Source organism: Enterococcus sp. AZ089, from assembly GCF_050547225.1.
GTDB lineage: Bacteria > Bacillota > Bacilli > Lactobacillales > Enterococcaceae > Enterococcus_D > Enterococcus_D entomosocium.
The window spans coordinates 3,035,350-3,049,081 of the sequence record NZ_CP172954.1; the positions used below are offsets into that span (position 1 = coordinate 3,035,350).

Below are 13,732 nucleotides of genomic sequence, written 5' to 3' on the forward strand. Positions count from 1 at the left end.
GTTTATTCTCCTTTTCGCAATCGTGCGATTAATGATTTTGGTTTTAGTTCTTGTTCCACTTGATCTGTTACAGGTTGGCTTAAATTAGCCATCGCAACAGCGACAGCATTTTGAATCAATTCAGCAATGTCTTGTGGTTCTTCTTCCGGTTCGGCACGTTTCACAGAATCAGCAAATCCAAACTCTACAGCTTCATCTGCCGTGAACCATTTTTCTTCATTCATCCATTCACGTAATTGGTCAGCAGATTGACCGGTCTTATCAGAATAAATTGCCAGAATTGAATCATCGATGGTCTCCAATGCATTCAAAGTTTTTTGGATATCCTGTTTGTTTCCCCAAGCAAATGTTGAAGCTTCGTGAATCATCAATGAAGTTCCAACATTCATGATCACTTCGTCAGCGCCAGCAATGATGAAAGTTGCGGCACTGGCTGCCAAACCAGTTACTTCGACAGTGACATTTGATGGGTGATCTTTTAGGTAGTTGTAAATTTCAATCCCTTCAAACACATCACCGCCAGGACTATTCAGTTTTATCACGATATCATCTGTGACTGTATCCAGTGATTCTCGGATATCTTTCGCATTAATGACATCATCGTCACGCCAATATTTCTTTTGGACATTGCCACTCAAGGTGAGAATGTGCTTACCATTTTGGATTTCGTTGGTAAATTGAAACGGTACTTTTTTAACTTTCGGCATTTTCGTTCTCACCCCCTTTCGTTACTTTTTCATAGTTCTTAGTCATAATCAGTTGCTGTCCTTCGCCATTCGGCAACGGATCATAGTCAGTCACTTCACGCACTTCATCACGCAAGAACGTTCCGGAAGAAACGATCTTATCAATCTGAGTGGCGTTTTCAAGAATGCTGACAGGTAATACTTTAGAAACTTTGATACGTTCACCATTCTTGTATTCTTTTTTTGTAATGATTTTCGCCATTAATTCATCCTGAAGCTTCTTCATCAGTGGTGCGATACACAACTTCCGAAAGGCTTGAAGGTTAGAATCAAGTTCAGCTTTTTCACCATAAATAAGCGCCGTAGGAACTCCTATGGCGTTGGCTACATCATCTATCAACGATGTTTTCATTTTGTTCAGCTCATCAAGTGATTGATTGGAAACCCCTTGTTTGTTGGTGTATTCCTCGTACTCGAATCCTTTGATTTTTGCTACAATTGCTACAGACTTTGTTTTGAATGCATTGTAGACCTTGTCAATATACTCTTGTAATCTTTGACTTCGTGTCTTGCCGTCTTTTCCTTTTTCTTCGTTAATACTTCCGGTCGAATCGATAGACACCGATCCACGAATTTGATTATTTCGCATTGCAATTTCAATGATTCGCCCAAATAACTCGGAATAGTCCTCAAACAAGCCCTTTGTAAAACGATCAAGTTTATCATTGTTGTATTCAATGTAGATCACATCTGATATATTGAAGCTTTTTTGAAATACATAGTTCTTTACTGTTACGCCAGTGAACAAATCATCATAAACGGCATATTCCGTACGAGAAAAATCATCAGCGATTAGCAATTGATTATCTTCGGTGAAAATGACCAGCACTTCATTATCATCCATAAGTCGGTAGAAAAACTTTTCCCAGAACGTTGCAGCCGACATATCATTGTTGGGTCGAACATTCAAAATGTATTCCCAATCAGCGGTGCCATCTTTGTTTTTGAACTTTACTTCCAACGTGGACATTGTTCTTGCTACAAAATCAAGCACTGTGTTCTTAGCCATGATTTTCAGATATGCTCGAGCAGATTCATCATCCCCATAGACAAGATCGGGAATCCAGTCTGAGGGTTCTTCGTTACGTATGGACTGCTTAAAGACATCAAATAAACTCACATATTTTCACCACCTTTCAAGGTAAAATAAAAAGCCCTATTTCTAGGACTTGATTCCATTTGATATTTGAATACTTTTGCCAGAATCTAATTTGTATTCAACTTTCAATAGTGATAATAAATTAGATTCTTTATTTCTTTTTTTGTAAGTCTCCCTAATATTTTTCCGTTCTATAATTGACTTATACCTTTTTGTATCTTCAATAAAATACTCTTTTAATACATCTTCCAAAAAATCAGGGTGACTAAAATGTTGTTTTAAACTAATATCTAAATCATCTCCAAAGAATGAAGTTTTTATTAATTCTACCCCCATACCTGTGCCACGATTTGTAAATAAAGCGTTAATAAAAATTATGTAAAATTCATAATTCTCGATCTGTCCACGTAGTATTCCGATATACATTCTATAATCTTGGTAAGAAATATCATTTGATTCATATTTACTATTTAACAGTTTCAATATTCTATGAAATACTTTTAAATAACTTCCGAATTGATAGTATGCGTTTATAAAATAATTATTTAAAGTTTGACTGTATCCATCTAATTCCTTATTCATTGTAGTTAAATAATCAGTTTTTAAATCAAGATTAACTTTTTTACAAGTATCGTTATTATTCCTGAGACTCAAATTTTCACCTAATTTATCCATTTTTTTTGAAATGCTATCATTTAGATTAGTAAAATCTTTGTACTCAAGTTTACCTTGAATTTTTGTGAAAAGATTTAATAAATTGTAAAAATCTTTACTAACATTGTCTCTTATTAAGTTTTTAGACGATTCTAATTGAATCTGAATTGTTCTAATAAATACGACCAATGTCAGTGTAGGTCCTAAAATCGAAATTATCAGTTTTGTTCTCTCTAAAATCAAATTGTCAGAAATTGAATTTTTATCAGGGATAACAATTCCGGACAGTATCACTGCGAAAAATACTAAACCTAAAATTCCTAAAATATATAGTATCCAAGATACGTTTTTTCCTTTTATCCTCATAAAACCACTCCTTTTAACAGGAGTATACCTTAAAACTCAATTTCATCCAACATATCAAAGGCATCATCGTAGTCATAATCAATGATTTCATCAGCACGCCATAGGCAGTATTCAAAAGCCTTGAATCCGTCTGTTTTACGCCGAACCTCTTCTTTCTTCTTGTATGATTTATTTCCATCACCGTTAGTCTTGACTAGTACATTGTTTGTGTACCAGCGCATCAATGGATTGTCACCAAAAATAATGTGATTATTTGCGAAAGCATCTTCAATTCTAGGTGCTAACAGATTATCTGCAGCAGTTGGGTTTTTAATCACTTCGATTTCAAATCCTTCCTCCAAAAACAATGGCCGCAATAAATCCATGCGAAAATTATCGGCTACTATTTTCGTTATGCCGTATTTTTCCCGTTGCTCAACAAACCAGCCGACAACTGTTTTAGGATCGATTGTGGGCCCATCTATGACCGTCAGCAACCTTTTTTCTTCCCATTCCCTTATCGGTGCGAATTTTTCTTTTGTAGTTTCAGAAGCCTTTCGAGAATAACCGTAGTAAATGTCCACAAATTGCTTTCTAACGAACGAATGGGTCTTGAATACATAATCATCCCCTTCCCGAAACAAAAGCCCACAGGCGGCGAAATCTCGCAAACTAGCATAGTCTAAACCGCCGATGGCTTGTTTGCCAATTAGATTCGTTGGAAACGGTCTGTTTGTTGCTAGAATTTCTTCACGACTAGCCACCGATCGCTCTAAATCTGTGACAGGCAAATTCATACGCTTAGTCATGAACTCTTCTCTGTTGCTTGGGTCGTCTTCTAAATCCTCGTATTCTTCCATAACAGTTTCGTAGAGATTGTCCGCATACTCAGATAGCGGATGATGAAACATTGGATTTGCTAACTCCCAGTTATCTGGGTCATTGACCTGGTCTTCTGAATCAAGTTTGCAGATGAATGGAAAAAGAGCATTGAAACGGACTGAACCACTCAACACTCTTTTCGCTTTTTCTTTCATGTTGTCCAAGAAACCCTCACGAACATAACCATCAGTACCTACATAAAACTCCCTCGGGTTCGGACGTTTTCCAAGCCCACTGATATGAACTTTTACATCTTTGTTAGATTCGTATCGATGAATTTCATCAAAAGCTACTGCTCCATCACGTAATCCGTCTTTTGTATCGCCGTTGCTGGTACGGAATTTTATCTTGCTGCCAGTCTTTTTGCTGGTGATCACTGACTTGCCATATTCGAAAGCTTTTTGCAGTGTTTTGTTCCGTTTGATCGTATTGTATATCTCTTCGAATGATGTTTTAGCTTGATCCTCACTATTAGCAACGATCGAAACATTGTAGTCCATGATGCCGTGCATTTCAGTCTGAAGGAAATTCAGCACGACTGATAACAATCCGTTTTTACCACCGCCACGACCAAACATCCAAAGGAACTTGCGGTAGACATTCCGGTCATTCTTTTTGAAATAAAAAAAGATAAATGCGATTAAGAACTTCTGGAATGGCTGCATTGGGAAATACCATTTCTCACCATAAGCAATGCACTTATCAATCATCACATCATCGAAGTAAACATCATCCCGACTAAGAACATCACGTTCTAAATACTCAATTAAATCTGCTCGCTCTTTGTTAAACTTTATTTTCCCTGATTTGAATTGTTCGATATAGTAATCAACATGTTTTTGATGAATCATGTTAGATCACTCTCATCGTAATCATCTTGATTATCAGTGACTACTTTACCGTTCAAATCATCAAGGTTAAGGTCTTTACCAAGAGCAATAATTGCACGAGAAATCGTAACTTTTTGAGCGATTGCTGGGTTAGTTTTAAGATACGTTTGAGTGCCGTTAAAGCCTTCGACAATTGGTCCGTATTGCTTAACAGCTTTATCCATTTTTCGATAAAGCCTAACTAAATCAAGGTATCTCTCAACTTTTTCAAGTTCCATCTGATCGTTTACGTCAATCTGTCTCAGCAACTGTTTCTTTAAATCTGACATCTTCAAAGGCTCTCACCCCCCTAGCAAAAAATTTTAGTCATAAATTTGGACAGTTGACCCCTCCCACCGGTTCCCTTGATTGGGATTTGACCCCAAAATAATTCGACCGGGGGTATGTTGGTCCCCACTTTGGCTTACTTTTTTATTCATTTTTGGGATTCTTTTTTCTTGGGTTGTCACTCACCACCACTCATCATCCCACTTTCTCTTCTTTGGTTGCCCACGATAGTTCATTCGATCGTGTCGCTTGTTGTGACAGTCTTTGCATAACGTTCTTAGATTTATTGGATCAAACGCCAGCTCTGGATTTGTTTCTAACTCTTTGATGTGATCGACTTCCAGTATCGAATCATACTGTGTGGTCAGTCTGCCTTCGGCTTTACACCATAGGCATTCATAGTGATCTCTCTCAAGTATTTGTTGCCTTAGATTTCTCCATTTAGTCGATCCATAGAACCTAGCTCGATCTGCTTTGGTTTTAACAACGGGTATCATTGTTCTTTAGCTAACTGTTCAGTGTAGATAGTGATCAATGCACGCTGTACTTGTAAGATTCCATCTACTCCAAGCTGAATAACATCCAACTTCATTCGCTCTTTCAGAAGTGTTGTATTAACAGGCGCCTCAAGCGATCGCTTCATCGTGTAGTAGTTCAGTGCTGCAAGTTCGTCTACCTTTAGTCCGTATGCCGTTATGACTTTCCAGAACAGATCAGCAATAGCATCCATGTCCTTCTCTTCTCGTAACTGAGTTAGCATTTTGATGAAGTCATCTTGTTTCTCTTTAACAGATTTCTTTTTGTGTTCCTGTGGTTTCTTCATTGTCATCGCTCCTTTTTGGTAAAATAAAAAGACGTCCAATAGGACATCTCTCTATGATTTATTATATTTCTTTAACTATGTTCTCAAAATCCTCTGGATTCGTGGATTCCCCGAATACCGCTTCAAAATTACCTTCATGCATGGTCAAATATGAAAAGACATGATCAAAAACAGATTCCTTATATTCACTAAATTCTTCAGATTCTCCGTCAATACTTTTTTTTGTAGCTAATAGAGCTATTGAGAATTTGACTAATGCAGAACTCGAAGAACCAAGTTTGCAAACTTTGAAGTCTTTTGTCGCTGTATCTCCAGGATGTTGTTCTTCTATCGAAAAGTTTTCTTTATTTATGATCACCTTCATCACCCCCATTCAAGTAAATCATACAATTTACAATAAATGAAAGCAATAACAAAAAGACAGCACTAGCGAATTTCGAAATGAGGTAATTCACCCATCCCAAATCAAAAGCTTTTCACTATTAGATTTCAGCCAGTTTTTTCTTGCTCGATCCTTTGTGAATTCTCTTTGCTTAGCCATTCAAGATGCGCCACCTAGCGATTTTGAATTAGTTAAGTTTTGTTTTCTCATTCTCCATTTTTCGCTTTATCCCATTCAATTTTTAAATACAAACTGATAATAACCGAGAAATGATTTATAGATTTATCATATCCTTCAAGTCGTTGGTCAACTTTCTTCAGATTATTTGTGAGATGTTCTATTCTCTCTTTTGTTTCTTTAAAATCAATTTCACTACCTTTTTTGGGAAAAGAGTTATATCTCATAAGAGTCGATCCATTTTCAAATGTAATTTCTCTATCAGGTAAATATTCAGAAATATCCTCCAAATGAAACTGTGATTCTTTCTGAGCTTTTATAATTTTACGCTTATTACCTAAAATGTTTCTGTAACTATCGTCTCTGAAGCTATCGACTAAAACATCAACACAACATCTCAAGTACTTATTTTTCCCTTTATTGTCATCATTATTATGTATAATACTTTTAGCACTCTCACTAAACATAATACCTTTATCTCCAAAAGATACGTCATGAGAAACATCTTCAGTATCATTATAACTAAAGTACAATTTTAACAACTCTGAAGCTTCTTCTATTTTTAACCATTGTTCATGGTAGTCAATTTCTTTTTTTTGTAAAGATAATAAGAGAGATATTAGATCTGAAGATTTGTGACGAACTTCATTAATCCATTCAATTCGGGCTTTGGCTTTTAAATCTGCATCAATCTTCTTTTGCTCCATTCTTCTTTGAGATTCAGCTGTTTTTTTTGAATTAGTGTAACTCAGACAAGAAAATAAAGCCGATGATGCTGATCCCCCAAAAGCAATAATTGCTGCAATGCTTGACCACATAAAGATACCATCGCTATCAAAAAAAATTCTTTCCCACATGACAATTAACCTCCGATACTTTTAGTTAATTATCACTTAACTATCCATTTCTTTCAACATAAGATCAGCTTCAATCGAAACTTTCAAATTAACTACAGAATTGAGTTTGATTTCTCGTTTTTTCATGTGCTCCTCTCCTTTTGAACATAATAAAAACACCTAATAAATTATTAATCAGGTGTTTTACTAGAATTATCTTGTTTTGGTTTAAATTTTTTTATCTTATATAAATCGTCAACCTCGTTTATGAATGTGGTCTGTAAATCATTAAGGGTTTTTATAAAAATAACTGACGCCCCCAATAGGAAAATTGTGTAGTATGTGTTCTTTAGATTTTCAAATGACTCATTCGCTTTAGCTAAAATACTTTCTTTATTTTCGTTAGTCTCTATATGTTCCGAAACTTCATTTACTATTTTATTGCCATCAGCATTAATCCCAATTACACCTTGATTCAAAATCGGCAAAACGGACATAATCATTACTAATACAAGTGACATTTTTTTCAATCTGTAATACTTTCGTATATTTTTCTTTTTATCTTCATATTTGCTTGGCTCATCTTCTAGGTTGATTTCTTTATTATTAGTATAGATTTTTATTAGGTAAATGGAAATACCCGCATAAATTAAAATTAAAACCAAAATAGCTGTTAATAAGATGTTGAAATTCATTTTAAAACCCACTCTCCTTTTCTCTAATACAAATATATTACCAAATTAAAAAAGAAAAATAAATATAAAAAAAGACAGCAAGAGCGAACTCTGAAACAATATGATCCACCTCTTTCAAAAAATTGTGCTGTCTTTCGTATCCGTCAAAGAAGTAAAGCGATGAGGGATTAGCCCCCTTTCGGCATTTAGATTAGTGTGAGTAGTCCAACAACCCTCTCTCCGTTTCTTCTACGCTATTACTATAACCCGTTTAAATCAAGAAATATACACAGGCTTTGAGGTCGCATTTTGTGGCAATGTCAAAACAAACTTAATTGATCTTGGTCTGCTGAATAGTAGTCCATTTCTTCTTGCTTCTTCAAGCGTTCCTCTCGCCGTGCCTCATACTCATCCACGAATGATAATGTCTTGCGAATCTCTGTATGCCGCTTTCTTATATAAGATACGCTGTAGCCTGTAGCATCTGCTATATCATAAACATCCATGTCATCAATATACTTTAATTTAACAATTTGATTGTCTGCACCGCTGAACGAATCAATCAATTCCATCAGTTCAACTTTTTCTTTTTCAAGCAGCTCTAGTTCATTCTCTATGATCCTGATGTTTTCTTCCAACGATGATGATCTTGAATTTTTTTCAAGGCGCACGTTTGCTAAATCACCGTTGACCCACCGTTCCAATTCCAACTTACTTTTGTTAAGATTCCATTTCATGAAGAGGATCTGCTCTTCTAAATCTTGATAATTTTTAAGCCATTGGTACCTCACAAACGCCACCCCTTTATGGTAAAATAGTCTTGTCACAGGTCACTTACCCAAAAGGTAGTGGCTTTTTTATTTTCCTTCTCTATCGTCCATCTTCTTTCCAACAATTACTGCAACGACCATTATCATTACGAATCCTGTGAACACTAAAACTCCAACTGTCATAATCATCCTCCACTTTCCATCGCATCTCGCACCAGCGGATCATCGATAATAATCTTGTACTTCATCTGCTCATGCTGCAGTTGCTGTTCTAGCTTCACGATTTGCTTTTGCTGGTCCACAATTGTATAGGATAGCCAACTCAAGCCAGCGATTGTTAGCAGTATTGATACAATAGCTAATACTGCATATTGATTAACTTTCATTAGCTTGCTCCAATTCACTCAACACATAGTTGCTAAATACTTTTATTACTTGAGCAAACTCCTTGTCTTCAATCTCAGGGCCATCATCCCGTGCAAAATAATCTTGTAAAGCTAGATAATAAGGATAGCCTTGATCCACTTTATGATTATGATAGAGTGTTACTAATAAACCTAGATGCCAATGTTGAGAGTCGTTTAAAGTTCCTTTTTTCGGTATTGGATCTTGCTTATTCATCTTATCCCTCCTATTTGCTATCGTTGACGATTGCGGAATTTCTTGAATATGATTTTAGCCCGTTTTTGGCGCTTATTTTTGATAAAATATAGTTATAAGGTGGTGAGAAAATGTCTAACAAAGATTATATTAATTTAATAAATGATGAATTCGAAAGAACCGGAGCAACTTCTTTAACGAAACGTACTTCCCCTGAGCTATTCTCGAACTTTGAAGACTTTGGTATAGTTCCTTATCTAAGACTATACTTTTTCGTAAAAACCGTAGAATTTAAGCACGATTTCGATCATGTTTTAATAAGAAAATCTTATTTAGATTAGTTTTATCGAACTAAATATTCTTTTAGAACCGACTGAAATGTCGGTTCTTTATTTCGTCTGATAGCTGAATAATCCACTCTTTTCAAAGCTGCAGCTGAAACATATTCCTCACTGATGCTTGCAATATGCTCGCAAAGCTCTTGGGGAATTCTTGAACGGTCAACGCTGCCCTTTATCCCTTGTGTACCTGTCTGCGATCCACGAGGTGCAGAAACATGACAAGGTGCTCCATTCTTGCACATCGGTTTAAATTTCGGCTCTGGATGATTTGTCCATATATCCGTTGGCTTCATGCGTGTATCGCCGTACTGACAATAAGTTACTGTATATCGTGGTAAGTCTTTCATAAATCGCATCTTCCGCATCCCACCTCTGGGATTCTCGATAAAGAAGAGTTTAGGATTCAAATCTTGAATCAATTTCAGCATATGTTGATTTGTTAAATCACAAAATGATGCATACTCTGATTTCGCGGCTAGATTTCCATCTGGTTCTTTCGTTCGATGATGACTGATTGCAGCGATACTGTATGATGTGCAATCTGGACTGGCCCATATCACATCTGGTTGTCCGAATCTAAGCAAGATATCTTGTGCAGTGATTTTTGAAATATCGGCATACCAGTCAATATTTTCATGCTTTCTATCCCACTCGATAGAAAAAACTTCGTGACCTACTTTCTCAAAAGCTTTTCCAATCGATCTGGTACCGGCAAATAATTCTAATAATTTCAACTTTTCATCTCCCTTAAAAATGATATGATTGTTATCGAGGTGATATTATGACAACTTTTAAAAGGCTTTCCGCAAGGGATACACGATTTATTAATACAAAAAACACTTACGCAGAACCTTTAAATCTTTTTTACGAATATGCAGAGATGTTGACTAAAAAAGCTGGTAAAGTAAAAGTAAGATCTAATAAAGCAAAAGATTATCGAGATTATTTAGTACGCTTTATTATTTTTTACGAAGATTTTTTCCATGATACTATTGCCATTGATAATCTTTTAACATCAAATAGTCTTCAGAAATTTGAAAAAGTTTATCACCTAGATGGGTTCAAAGCTTTCAATCAACAATCACATAATTTTTACAGCGCAACGATTTCTTGTTTTAAATCCTTTTTAACGGCAAGAACTGACCTTGCAGAATCTATTAGTGATGAGATTCTTAATATTGAACTTTCTGAATTATCTAGTATTCAAGAAGATTCAATTACAACTTCAAAATCCCCTAAGGCTAAACCGAATAGAACATTGCCAACTGTAAAAGGACAAGCTTTTCCACGTGATATAAACGAAGCAATACAAGCTAAAAAGAATAGCAAGTGGTTATGCGAGTTGAATCCCACTCATAAAACTTTTGTTTCTCAAACTGATGGTAAGCCTTTCGTGGAAGCACATCATTTAATCCCAATGGCTGTACAAGACAATTTTGAATTTTCGTTAGATTTTGCTGATAACATCGTTTCACTTTGTCCAAATTGTCACCGTTTAGTTCATCATGCTGACAAGCAAACTAGAAAATCTGCAATAATTACTCTATATGAAACCAGAAAACACTTATATCCAAAATATGAAATAGAGGTTAATCAAAGACTTATACTCTCATACTATGGAATACTTGATAATTAGAGGCTGATAAATCAGCCTTTTTTAATTGGCTAAATCTTAGCCTCCTATTGCTCTATCTTGGTTGATTGTGGAATCAATCAATCACGTATCTACTTTTAATTAAATCGATTGAAAGAATTACATACCCCTCTTTTACAAACTCTTTTTCATTTTCTTTTCTGCCAAATATTCCTGTTACACTTGCAAAAACCATTGATCCGGTGTATTCATTGGTTTCTCGATCGAAGCTTTGAAGCAAAAGCATGTCATTTACTCTAAATGGTCTATCGTCTTTCCTTATTTCAAATGTTTTACTTCCTAGCTCTAAATCTCTAAAATATACAGGATCAATCTTTAACTCGTGGCACATACGTTGATTTTTCATTCTAAAATCATTCAAAACATTCTCCCCCTTCTAGTCGGTAATTTCTGTCGTTACTAAATTTTCATATCTACAAACATTTATAGTATTTATTTATTTTGTTTGTTTATTATGGTATTTTATTTAAAAGGAGTGATTCTATGGCGAACAATATTGAATTTGAAGTTGAAAAAGTTTATAAAGGCAGAACCAACGAAATCTTTGTTATTACTGATCCCGAGACACAGGTACAATATATTCAAACAATTGTTATCGGTTCTGACGGAAAAGGCGTCGCAATTACACCAAGACTAGAGCCAGATGGAAGTATTCATTATAAGGATTAATTAGATCAACTTGTGTTGGTCTTTTTTCTTTCCAAGTTGGTAATTTCTTCCGATTCTGGAATTATTTCAGGTCACTGGACTTAACGAAAACACCATTGACCATGTTTCCAGTCCGTCCTTTGATTTCGTCATAAGCAAAATTCAAGCACTCGTATAAATCCATATCATTTTGCATTGCCAAGATGATCAGGGTTACTACTACATCGCCAATACCATCACGTAATGCATCTCGATCGTTTCTTGCTAATGCAGCTGCAACCTCACCAGTTTCTTCGACAACTTTCAACATTTGTTTGCTAGAATCTGCTTTATCCAATCCTTTTTCTTTTGACCATTGTTCTACTAATTCAACTAACTCATTCATGAATTTCCCTCCAATTATTTTGATTAATCGTAATCAACCCCATCGTCAATGGTTCCACTCCAATCCTTATAGCGGTAAGTCCTTCCTTGTTTATCTTCATGACCATAACGTAATAAATCGCTCATCGTTCGATTTGCTTTTTTGCACTTCCGACATACGTCTTTCCAAGTACCTGTGAAAATCACTTCGCCTTTGTAAAGAACCTCTACAATTCGCAAATGGGATTGCTCCCCTCTCCAGAGTTCAACACGCAATGCTTCCAGCTCTTCCTCGCTTATTGGATCAATCTCTCGATCATCAAGGTTAGATAGATAAAGCAATCGTTGTAGTTTTAAAGCACGTTCTCTGTGACGCTTCTTTTTTTCATGTTCTTTCTGCTTCATCGCCTGTTGGTTCTGTTTCATGTTGATCACCTCCTGCATCTGCTGGCTTATACACATATTCATAAGGTTCCCACTGCTTATTTCCGAGAAGGCGATAGTACTTCCCTGCAAGTGTAATAATAAAATGATAGGTATCTGCCTTCTCCGGAACGTAACATCTTGCATAGTATTGACGGTAATTCTTGGGATTGTTAGAAAAATACTCAACCGTCCATCCTCGTACCTCGCAAAACATGGTGAATTCGACACGTGCTACTTTAAAACTGGTTATTCTTTCATCCATAGGATCACCAATTCGTTTTATTCAGAAAATCGATGTAGCCCGGCGTAGCAACCTGATATTCTTCCAACTCTTCTTCAAGAATGTACTGACGGCCATATTTTGCTTTCATGTTCTGCCACTCACTCCATGGGATAAACCCAACGGTCTTTTTGATCATGCAGCAAACACCTGCCATCGCTCCTAATTTTTGATGGAGATCCAACAAGGCCTCTTGATTTTGTGTGATCACTGATTTTTTTAATCGATCCGTTGTAGTCATCTTTGCTTCAAAAACAATGGCACGTCCATCCCAAAGAGTGCCTTTATAATCTGGTTGAGCTTTCCCGATCGGATAAACGATCATTCTGCCATCGCCGAGTATCTGCTTCACACGAAACGGTTCAGGCGTTTTTTCAATTAAAGCTATTTCTTTTGTTCTGTAGTACCAGCATCCTTGATCAATCATTTTTTCAAAGATATCGCCCAAATCATTGTTGACTCTATTTTGGAAATTTCTTGAAGACATCATTTCTACCTACTTTCTGCATTAGTTCAGTAATAAATCCTTCTTTGTCGTTTTGTCCAAATGTATCTAATATTCTGCGGTAAATGCGCTCATAGTTTGCTTTATCTTCAAAGCAAACGAATTGTGAATACCGATCACTCTTAACTATTCCTGTATATGCTGACTGATCATTTAACTTGTTTGATGCAGCATCGCAAATTTGCTGATTTTGAAGAAATCGGATTTCCTTTTCTTCTGATTTGATTTCCAATGTTTTAATACATGGAGAAAATTTCCCTTTGTTTTGATCATCAATGTTTAATATCAAAAAAACTTCCTGCATCATGTCGATACAATCTGATTTATCAAAGCAGGCGACGAGATACGTTTGTTTACTTTCCATTTCTAC

22 protein-coding genes are annotated in these 13,732 nt (G+C 35.8%); 2 read left to right on the forward strand and 20 right to left on the reverse strand.

Annotated features, from left to right (window positions below; genetic code table 11):
• Positions 1-2: 2 nt before the first annotated feature.
• From IGJ01_RS13980 to IGJ01_RS14045, 14 genes are all read right to left on the reverse strand, one after another.
• Positions 3-707, reverse strand: coding sequence for a head maturation protease, ClpP-related (locus IGJ01_RS13980; RefSeq protein WP_196044596.1), 705 nt, complete (start codon positions 705-707; stop codon positions 3-5).
• The gene (locus tag IGJ01_RS13985; RefSeq protein WP_196044595.1) at positions 694-1,866 is read right to left on the reverse strand and encodes a phage portal protein; all 1,173 of its coding nucleotides are present in this window, start codon (positions 1,864-1,866) and stop codon (positions 694-696) included. The genes IGJ01_RS13980 and IGJ01_RS13985 overlap by 14 nt, the downstream gene beginning before the upstream one ends.
• 42 nt (positions 1,867-1,908) lie before the next feature.
• The gene (locus tag IGJ01_RS13990; RefSeq protein ID WP_196044594.1) at positions 1,909-2,865 is read right to left on the reverse strand and encodes a hypothetical protein; all 957 of its coding nucleotides are present in this window, start codon (positions 2,863-2,865) and stop codon (positions 1,909-1,911) included.
• Between the two features lie 29 nt (positions 2,866-2,894).
• Positions 2,895-4,577, reverse strand: a complete 1,683-nt coding sequence (locus tag IGJ01_RS13995) for a terminase TerL endonuclease subunit (protein WP_196044593.1) — start codon at positions 4,575-4,577, stop codon at positions 2,895-2,897.
• The gene (locus IGJ01_RS14000) at positions 4,574-4,885 is read right to left on the reverse strand and encodes a P27 family phage terminase small subunit (protein WP_010736761.1); all 312 of its coding nucleotides are present in this window, start codon (positions 4,883-4,885) and stop codon (positions 4,574-4,576) included. Before IGJ01_RS14000 ends, IGJ01_RS13995 begins: the two co-directional genes overlap by 4 nt.
• A gap of 180 nt (positions 4,886-5,065) precedes the next feature.
• Complete coding sequence (locus IGJ01_RS14005; protein ID WP_430601192.1) at positions 5,066-5,380, reverse strand: HNH endonuclease; 315 nt, start codon at positions 5,378-5,380, stop codon at positions 5,066-5,068.
• The gene (locus IGJ01_RS14010; RefSeq protein ID WP_430601193.1) at positions 5,377-5,706 is read right to left on the reverse strand and encodes a hypothetical protein; all 330 of its coding nucleotides are present in this window, start codon (positions 5,704-5,706) and stop codon (positions 5,377-5,379) included. The genes IGJ01_RS14005 and IGJ01_RS14010 overlap by 4 nt, the downstream gene beginning before the upstream one ends.
• Positions 5,707-5,767: 61 nt before the next feature.
• Positions 5,768-6,064 (reverse strand): hypothetical protein, encoded by a 297-nt coding sequence (locus tag IGJ01_RS14015; protein ID WP_430601194.1) that lies wholly within the window; start codon positions 6,062-6,064, stop codon positions 5,768-5,770.
• 230 nt (positions 6,065-6,294) lie between these two features.
• On the reverse strand, positions 6,295-7,122 hold the full coding sequence (locus tag IGJ01_RS14020) for a hypothetical protein (protein ID WP_430601195.1): 828 nt from the start codon (positions 7,120-7,122) through the stop codon (positions 6,295-6,297).
• A 170-nt stretch (positions 7,123-7,292) separates the two neighbouring features.
• Positions 7,293-7,796 (reverse strand): hypothetical protein, encoded by a 504-nt coding sequence (locus IGJ01_RS14025; RefSeq protein ID WP_430601196.1) that lies wholly within the window; start codon positions 7,794-7,796, stop codon positions 7,293-7,295.
• A gap of 299 nt (positions 7,797-8,095) precedes the next feature.
• Positions 8,096-8,566 (reverse strand): hypothetical protein, encoded by a 471-nt coding sequence (locus IGJ01_RS14030; protein WP_430601197.1) that lies wholly within the window; start codon positions 8,564-8,566, stop codon positions 8,096-8,098.
• Positions 8,567-8,730: 164 nt separating this feature from the next.
• Positions 8,731-8,931 carry a hypothetical protein gene (locus tag IGJ01_RS14035; protein WP_430601198.1) on the reverse strand — a complete coding sequence of 67 codons (201 nt, stop codon included), beginning with the start codon at positions 8,929-8,931 and terminating at the stop codon, positions 8,731-8,733.
• Positions 8,921-9,166, reverse strand: coding sequence for a hypothetical protein (locus IGJ01_RS14040; protein ID WP_195960913.1), 246 nt, complete (start codon positions 9,164-9,166; stop codon positions 8,921-8,923). The genes IGJ01_RS14035 and IGJ01_RS14040 overlap by 11 nt, the downstream gene beginning before the upstream one ends.
• Positions 9,167-9,488: 322 nt before the next feature.
• Positions 9,489-10,220 carry a DNA cytosine methyltransferase gene (locus tag IGJ01_RS14045; protein ID WP_430601199.1) on the reverse strand — a complete coding sequence of 244 codons (732 nt, stop codon included), beginning with the start codon at positions 10,218-10,220 and terminating at the stop codon, positions 9,489-9,491.
• A 47-nt stretch (positions 10,221-10,267) separates the two neighbouring features.
• Here IGJ01_RS14045 and IGJ01_RS14050 point away from each other — a divergent pair, with 47 nt between their 5' ends.
• Positions 10,268-11,122, forward strand: coding sequence for an HNH endonuclease (locus IGJ01_RS14050; RefSeq protein ID WP_430601200.1), 855 nt, complete (start codon positions 10,268-10,270; stop codon positions 11,120-11,122).
• 73 nt (positions 11,123-11,195) lie between these two features.
• Here IGJ01_RS14050 and IGJ01_RS14055 read toward each other — a convergent pair whose 3' ends face one another.
• Complete coding sequence (locus IGJ01_RS14055) at positions 11,196-11,501, reverse strand: DUF3850 domain-containing protein (RefSeq protein ID WP_430601201.1); 306 nt, start codon at positions 11,499-11,501, stop codon at positions 11,196-11,198.
• A gap of 122 nt (positions 11,502-11,623) precedes the next feature.
• On the opposite strand from IGJ01_RS14055, the gene IGJ01_RS14060 reads away from it, so the two are divergent.
• The gene (locus tag IGJ01_RS14060; RefSeq protein ID WP_003126526.1) at positions 11,624-11,809 is read left to right on the forward strand and encodes a DUF6440 family protein; all 186 of its coding nucleotides are present in this window, start codon (positions 11,624-11,626) and stop codon (positions 11,807-11,809) included.
• 61 nt (positions 11,810-11,870) lie between these two features.
• On the opposite strand, the gene IGJ01_RS14065 is transcribed toward IGJ01_RS14060, so the two are convergent.
• The 5 genes from IGJ01_RS14065 to IGJ01_RS14085 are packed head-to-tail and all read right to left on the reverse strand — an operon-like array spanning position 11,871 to position 13,726.
• A complete protein-coding gene (locus tag IGJ01_RS14065; RefSeq protein WP_196044481.1) occupies positions 11,871-12,173 on the reverse strand; it encodes a MazG-like family protein in 303 nt (100 codons plus the stop codon).
• Positions 12,174-12,196: 23 nt separating this feature from the next.
• Entirely contained in the window at positions 12,197-12,577 is a 381-nt protein-coding gene (locus IGJ01_RS14070; RefSeq protein WP_230321964.1) for a hypothetical protein, read from the reverse strand.
• Positions 12,537-12,839 carry a hypothetical protein gene (locus tag IGJ01_RS14075; RefSeq protein WP_196044482.1) on the reverse strand — a complete coding sequence of 101 codons (303 nt, stop codon included), beginning with the start codon at positions 12,837-12,839 and terminating at the stop codon, positions 12,537-12,539. The genes IGJ01_RS14070 and IGJ01_RS14075 overlap by 41 nt, the downstream gene beginning before the upstream one ends.
• Positions 12,840-12,843: 4 nt before the next feature.
• Positions 12,844-13,344: a Holliday junction resolvase RecU gene (locus tag IGJ01_RS14080; RefSeq protein WP_420315338.1), complete on the reverse strand. Its 501-nt coding sequence runs from the start codon at positions 13,342-13,344 to the stop codon at positions 12,844-12,846.
• Positions 13,319-13,726, reverse strand: a complete 408-nt coding sequence (locus IGJ01_RS14085; RefSeq protein WP_420657121.1) for a hypothetical protein — start codon at positions 13,724-13,726, stop codon at positions 13,319-13,321. The genes IGJ01_RS14080 and IGJ01_RS14085 overlap by 26 nt, the downstream gene beginning before the upstream one ends.
• Positions 13,727-13,732 lie beyond the last annotated feature (6 nt).